General features: G+C 68.1%; 5 protein-coding genes and 1 pseudogene. 1 reads left to right on the top strand and 5 read right to left on the bottom strand.

What is annotated here, in order from left to right; translation table 11 throughout:
• From G7B71_RS09295 to G7B71_RS09275, 5 genes and pseudogenes are all read right to left on the bottom strand, one after another.
• Positions 1 to 449 (bottom strand): annotated as a pseudogene (locus G7B71_RS09295) (hypothetical protein); the annotation flags it as partial.
• On the bottom strand, positions 446 to 1,588 hold the full coding sequence (locus G7B71_RS09290) for an acyl-CoA dehydrogenase family protein (protein WP_166040137.1): 1,143 nt from the start codon (positions 1,586 to 1,588) through the stop codon (positions 446 to 448). The pseudogene G7B71_RS09295 and the gene G7B71_RS09290, both read right to left, overlap by 4 nt.
• Before the next feature lie 217 nt (positions 1,589 to 1,805).
• Entirely contained in the window at positions 1,806 to 2,168 is a 363-nt protein-coding gene (locus tag G7B71_RS09285) for a cupin domain-containing protein (RefSeq protein WP_166040135.1), read from the bottom strand.
• A 3-nt stretch (positions 2,169 to 2,171) separates the two neighbouring features.
• Positions 2,172 to 3,602, bottom strand: a complete 1,431-nt coding sequence (locus G7B71_RS09280) for an aldehyde dehydrogenase family protein (RefSeq protein ID WP_166040133.1) — start codon at positions 3,600 to 3,602, stop codon at positions 2,172 to 2,174.
• Between the two features lie 96 nt (positions 3,603 to 3,698).
• On the bottom strand, positions 3,699 to 4,598 hold the full coding sequence (locus G7B71_RS09275) for a hypothetical protein (RefSeq protein WP_166040131.1): 900 nt from the start codon (positions 4,596 to 4,598) through the stop codon (positions 3,699 to 3,701).
• 248 nt (positions 4,599 to 4,846) lie between these two features.
• On the opposite strand from G7B71_RS09275, the gene G7B71_RS09270 reads away from it, so the two are divergent.
• On the top strand, positions 4,847 to 6,331 hold the full coding sequence (locus G7B71_RS09270) for a M28 family peptidase (protein ID WP_166040129.1): 1,485 nt from the start codon (positions 4,847 to 4,849) through the stop codon (positions 6,329 to 6,331).
• The last annotated feature ends 44 nt before the right edge of the window (positions 6,332 to 6,375 follow it).

Raw genomic sequence — 6,375 nt, 5'->3', positions numbered from 1 at the left:
CGCTCCACGACGTCCGGGTTGGTCATCACGAAATTGGTCGGAGCGACCGCGTTCAGCCAGCTTTCCAGAAGGAAGCCGACCATCGCCTTGTTCGGCCCGTCATGCTCGTCGAGCGCGACCACCGAGCGCATCTGGTCGGAAGCGAGGAGATAGGCGTCGCGGATCGCGCGGTACCAGGGATCCTCCTGCCAGGTCTTGGAGGAGAAGCGACGGTCGCGCTTCTTGGGCGGCTCCGCGGCCGGGTTCATGGCCTTCAACCAGAATTCGCCCCATTGCTGCATCGCCTGGGCCGAGGCGTTGACCACCGCGTCCGGCCGCGCCGCCATCCGGAACGCGAAGTCGTTCATCGCCGCGGCGACCGCGAGCGGGTCGAACGGCTGGCTCTTCGGCGCCGCGGGCAGGGCAAGCGCCTGCTGCATCGCCTTCATCGCTTCGTCCCAGGGAGTCACTGGCGAAGCATGTCCCGCGAGATGATCATTCGCATGACCTGATTGGTGCCTTCCAGGATCGAGTGGACGCGAAGGTCGCGCCAGAAACGCTCGATCGGATAGTCCTGAAGATAGCCGTAGCCGCCGTGGAGCTGCAGCGCGCGGTCGACGACGCTGGAGCCGGTGTCGGTCGCCAGCCGCTTGGCCATTGCCGCGAAGCGGGTCTTGTCCGGCGCGTTCTCGGTGACCTTGACCGCCGCCTGGTAGAGCAGGGTGCGCGACGCCTGGAGCTCGGTCTCCATGTCGGCGAGCATGAACTGGGTGTTCTGGAAGTCGGCGATCGCCTGGCCGAACTGCTTGCGCTCCTTCGTGTAGGACACCGCCTCGTCGAGCGCGCGCTGGGCGCCGCCCAGCGAGCAGGCGCCGATGTTGAGCCGGCCGCCGTCGAGGCCCATCATCGCGATCCGGAAGCCTTCGCCCTCGCCGCCGACGAGGTTCTCGACCGGCACCCGGACCTCGTCGAAATTGACCTGAGCGGTCGGCTGCGAATGCCAGCCGAGCTTCTTCTCCTGGGCGCCGAAGCTGACGCCCTTCATGTCTTTCTCGATGACGAGGCAGCTAATGCCCTTCGGCCCGTCGACCCCGGTGCGGACCATGGTCACATAGATCTCGTTCTCGCCGCCGCCCGAGATGAACGCCTTGGAGCCGCTGACGACATAATGGTCGCCGTCCTTCACCGCCCGGGTCTTCAGCGCCGCCGCGTCCGAGCCCGAGCCCGGCTCGGTCAGGCAGTAGGAGCCGATCCGCTCCATCGTCACCATCGAGGGGAGATACTTCTCCTTGACCGCGGCCGCGCCGAAGCGGTCGATCATCCAGGCGGCCATGTTGTGGATCGAGATGAACGCGCTGGTCGAGGGACAGCCATAGGCCATCGCCTCCATGATCAGCGCCGCCTCGAGCCGGCCAAGGCCGATCCCGCCGCTCTCCTCCGACACGTAGATGCTTCCGAAGCCGAGCTCGGCGGCCGAGCGGATCGTGTCGCGCGGGAAGATGTGCTTCTCGTCCCATTCGCCCGCATGGGGCGTGATCGCGTCGGCGGTGAATTGCTGCGCCATCTCCTGGATCTGGCGCTGCTCGTCGGTGAGGTCGAACTGGCTCATGGCGGCTCCCTTAAGCACCCTCCCGCGGGGAGGGAAGGGGTGCAGCGCGACCCTTGCCTCTCTGTCATCCCCGCGAAAGCGGGGATCCAGCTTCATCTCTTCCTCCGCGCCTTAGCGTCTTCGCGCCTTCGCGTGCAAATATCTCGCACGCGAAGCCGCAAAGGGCGCGAAGAAGGCAGCTGGATTCCCGCTTTCGCGGGAATGACACAGCTTGGGCTCAGTCCTTCGCCGCGTAGTCGTCGGCGCCCAGGAAATGGAGCGATACGTAAGGCTCGTCGCCGACCACCCAGCTGTCGTGACCGGGCGGCACGTAGAAGATGTCGCCGGGCTTCATCTCCACCACATTGCCGTCGTCCATCGCCGCCGTGGCGACGCCCGATACGACCATCCCGACATGCTCGACATGGCAGGACGCCGCGCCCATCGCCGCGCCGACATCCTCCGACCATTTCCAGCCGGGCTCATAGGTCGCCCGGCCGATCGTCATCCCGCCGAGATGGACCAGCTCGAAGCGGCCCTTGGGAAACGTCCGCACCTCGTCGGGCGAGTCGAACCGCTTCAGGACCACCTCGAGGTTCATCGGCTAGCCGAGCTTGGCGATCACGTCGCCGAACAGCTCCTCGTCGCTCGGCAGCTCCTTGGGGGTCTTGAGCGGCTTCGACACCCAGGTCTCGTTAATGAGGTCGCGCCAGTTGATGTTGTTGCTGGTGCCCGTCCCGCCCCACGATCCGCAGCCGAGCGAGAAGGTCTGGCGCATGCCGTTCCACAGGTTTCCGCTGTTCGACGCCGCCTGGGGCTGGTTGACCATCACCCGGCAGGTGCGGGTCGCGTCGGCCAGCTTCATGATATTCTCGTCCGACCGCGAATAGATGCCGCAGCTGTGGCCTTGGCCCTGATAGGCCTGGATCCGGTTGGTCAGCGCGATCGCCTCGTCGATGTCCTTCACCCGGTAGAGCGTCATCGTCACCGTCAGCTTCTCGCCGGAGAAGGGATGGTCCGGCCCCGTTCCGGTCTCGGGCACGATGAAGAATTTGGTGCCCTCGGGAATGTCGAACCCGGCCATTCCGGCGATGGTCTCGGCCGGCTGGGCGACGACCTTGGCGTTGAGCGTGCCGTCGACCCACAGGACCGCCTGGAGCTTCGCTTTCTGCTCCTCGTCGAGGACGAGGCCGCCCTTGGCCTTCAGCTTCTCGAGCATCTCGTCATGGATCGCGTCGACCAGAACCACGCTGTTGTCGGACGAGCAGGATGCCGCGTTGTCGAGCGTCTTGGAGATGCGGATCTTCTCGGCGGCGTCGTCTAGGTCGGCGGTCTCGTCGACGGTGATCACCGCGTTGCCCGCGCCCACGCCGAGCGCCGGGGTGCCGCTCGAATAGGCCGCCTTTACCATCGGATTGCCGCCGGTGGCGAGGATCCGGTCGCACTGCCGCATCAGCTCGTTGGTCTTGTCGAGCGTCGGCGTCTCGATCGCGATGACGAGGTCGGCCGGCGCGCCCAGCTTTTCCAGCGCCTCGCGCATCTTGTCGACGACCGCCTTGTTGGTGAGCTTGGCGCGCGGGTGCGGCGCGATGATGATCGAGTTGCGGCCCTTGACCGCGTTGATCGCCTTGATGACCGGGGTGGCCTCAGGGTTGGTCGAGGGCGACAGGGCGCCGATCACGCCGACCGGCTTGGCGATGACGACGATCTCGCGCTCCGGCATCTCCTCGATCACGCCGACCGACTTGTCGTCGATGATGTCCATCAGCGCCGCGCGGGTCTTGCGGAAGATCTTGAGATATTTGCCGTCGTAATTGCCGAGCTGGGTCTCGTCGACGGTGAGCTGGGCGATCTCCTCGGCCACTCCGGGGCGCGCGACGGACCACACCATCGCGCGGATCAGCTCGTCGACGCGTTCCTGCGATGCGTGCTCGATCTGCTGCTGAGCCGCGCGCGAGCGCTCGACCAGGGCCGCGATCTCGGCCGCCGCCTGCGCCTGCTCGTCGCTGGCGAAAATTCGTTCCTGAACACCCATGATTCACTCCTCGCGGCGCACGCGCCTGATCCGAGGTGCACCTAATCACGCCTCCGCCAAAATGCCAGCCGGCAGGGCGAGCGGCGAGCGAGGAATCTACTCGGCGATATAGCGCCACTGGCCTGTGGCGGAGTCGCGGATCCAGATGGTGAAGAAGGGGATCGACGCGGGTTGGCCGGCGGGCGGGGTGCCGTTGGCCCGGATGGTGCCAACCGACAGGCCGAGGTCACCGCTCGCCGCCGCCCAGGTGCGGTCCGAGGACCAGTTGAGGGGGCTCGTCGTCGCCTCGTCGAAATTGGCGCCGATCGCGGGGAGGCCGACCGCGAAGCCGGTCGGCGTGGCGACGTGGACGGCGCGGGCATGGCCATATTCGAGGAAGGCGGCGCGAAGGCCGACCTGCTGGGCGCGGTCGGAGAAAGCGCGCTCGGCGGTCGCGACAGCGCCGGCATGGTCGCCGCTGTCGATCGCGCGCGGGGCCTCGGGGACCAGCGGCGCGACCGGCGCGATCTCGGCCTCGTCCGGCCGGCGCACGAGCTGGCGCAGCGCCAGCACTCGCCAGCCTTCGGGGCGCCGGATCCAGTAGGCGAGGTAGCGCCGATGGGCGCGGGCCGGGTCGCCGCCGGCGATGTCGAGATAGCCGAAGGTGAAGCCGTGGCTGCCGTCGGCCGACACGCCGCCGCCGATCGATCGCCAGCGCGCGCCGCTGCCCCGGCTCGACGGGTTGGCGGCGAGCGACGCGATGGCGGCTTCGCGGCCGTTGGCGATTCCGTCGCGGGTCGGCAGCTGCACCTCGGCGTCGAACATCGCGGCGATGCCCTCGGCAGGGCAGCGGTTCTCCGCCGCGGCGGAGAAGGCGCGCTCCGCTGCGAGCAGCTCGGCATAGGCCGCGGCCGGGTCGTGATCGGCCTGGTGGGCGGAGGACGGCGTCGAGACGGTCACGGACATCGGGCCAGCCACCAGCAGGAAAGGGATGAGCAGGATCGGATCGATACGCATCGCGCCTTGATGCCGATGCGTCCGCCTTCCTCCGCCGCGCTTCGACGAAGGCGAGGCGCCGTTCGACGAACCCGATCCTCCCCGGAACGGGGAGGGGGACCGCCGCCGCAGGCGGTGGTGGAGGGGGCCCTCCGTCCGTTCGAGCCTCTGGGCCCCCTCCGTCAGCGCTTCGCGCTGCCACCTCCCCGTACCGGGGAGGATCGCAGACGACTTGTCAGCGCCGCGGCGCCGGTCCATCGCTTCGCGCCATGAAGCGCCTCCTCCTCGTGGGCCTCGCCCTCCTCGCCGCCGCTCCCGTCACCGCCCAGCGCCGAGCGCCGGCCCCGCCGCCGCCGCCCGCGACCCTCACCGCCCTCGCCGACGAGGTCAGCGAGTACAGCCTTCGCGGATATGTCGAGCGGCTTGTCGGCTTCGGCACCCGCCACACCTTGTCCGCGCAGGACCATCCGACCCGCGGCATCGGCGCCGCGATGCGCTGGACCGAGGAGGAATTCGGCCGAATCTCCCGCGCCTGCGGCAACTGCCTGACCATCGCCAAGCCCGAGGAGATCGTCACCCGCCCGCCACGAGTCCCCAACCCGACCCGGATCTGGAACGTCGTCGCGATCCAGCGCGGCACCACCGATCCCAACCGGGTCGTCATCATCACCGGCCATATCGACAGCCGCGTCACCGACGTGATGAACGCCACCGCCGACGCGCCCGGCGCCAATGACGACGGCTCCGGCACCGCCGCGGTGATTGAGGCGGCGCGCGTCCTCTCGCGCCATCGCTTCCCCGCCACCATCGTCTATGCGGTGCTGTCCGGCGAGGAGCAGGGCCTCCACGGCGGCCGGATCCTCGCCAATTATGCCCGCGAGCAGGGCTGGCAGGTCGAGGCCAACCTCAACAACGACATCATCGGCAACAGCTGCGGCTCAGACGGCGTGTGCGACTCGTCGAACGTCCGGGTCTTCTCGGAGGGTCTGCGCTGGCAGGGCGGGGTCGAGATTCGCGGCCAGGTGCGCAGCCAGGGCGGCGAGAATGACAGCCCGTCGCGCAACCTCTCCCGCTATCTCGCCGACCTCGCGGGCGATCTCGGCCTCGGCCTCGACGTGCGGCAAATCTGGCGCAACGACCGCTTCGGCCGCGGCGGCGATCATACCGAGTTCCTAAACGCCGGCTTCCCCGCCGTGCGCCTGTCGGTCGCGGTCGAGGATTACGACCACCAGCACCAGGACCTCCGCACCGAGAACGGCACCGTTTACGGCGACACTGTCGACGAAATGGATTTCCCCTATCTGCGCAAGGTGACGGCATTGAATGTCGCCGCGCTCGCCGCGCTCGCTCGCGCTCCGATGCCGCCGGAGCCAACGGTGGAGGGGGCGGTGTCTACAGATACAACAATCACTTGGCGGGGGGTGGTGGGTGCCACTCTCGGGAACGGCCACTACGTTGTTCGGTGGCGGCGCACCAATGCACCGCAATGGGAGCACAGCATCCGCACCGGGCCTGGCGTACCTAATTTTCGCGGTATCCATGCGGCCGGTGTTGTGATTGGTGAAGCCGATCCGCGCGCCGAGGCGGAGCGGTGGAGCTTTTCGATCAGGCTGCCCCACGTCCGCGTCGACGACTGGACATTCGGCGTCTCCTCGGTCGCTGCCGACGGCTCCGAAAGCCCGGTCGCATCGGCACTGCCGGGCGGCGCGTTCCGCCCCTACACCCCGCCGCCGCCCGCTCCGGCACGGCAGTGACCCACCTCTTCGTCATGCTGAACTTGTTTCAGGGTCCATTCTCA

Origin of the sequence: Sphingosinicella sp. YJ22 (assembly GCF_011320075.1) — a bacterium.
Classification (GTDB): domain Bacteria; phylum Pseudomonadota; class Alphaproteobacteria; order Sphingomonadales; family Sphingomonadaceae; genus Allosphingosinicella.
Note: the sequence above shows the minus strand (reverse complement) of the source record. Positions and strands in the feature narration are given on the sequence as shown.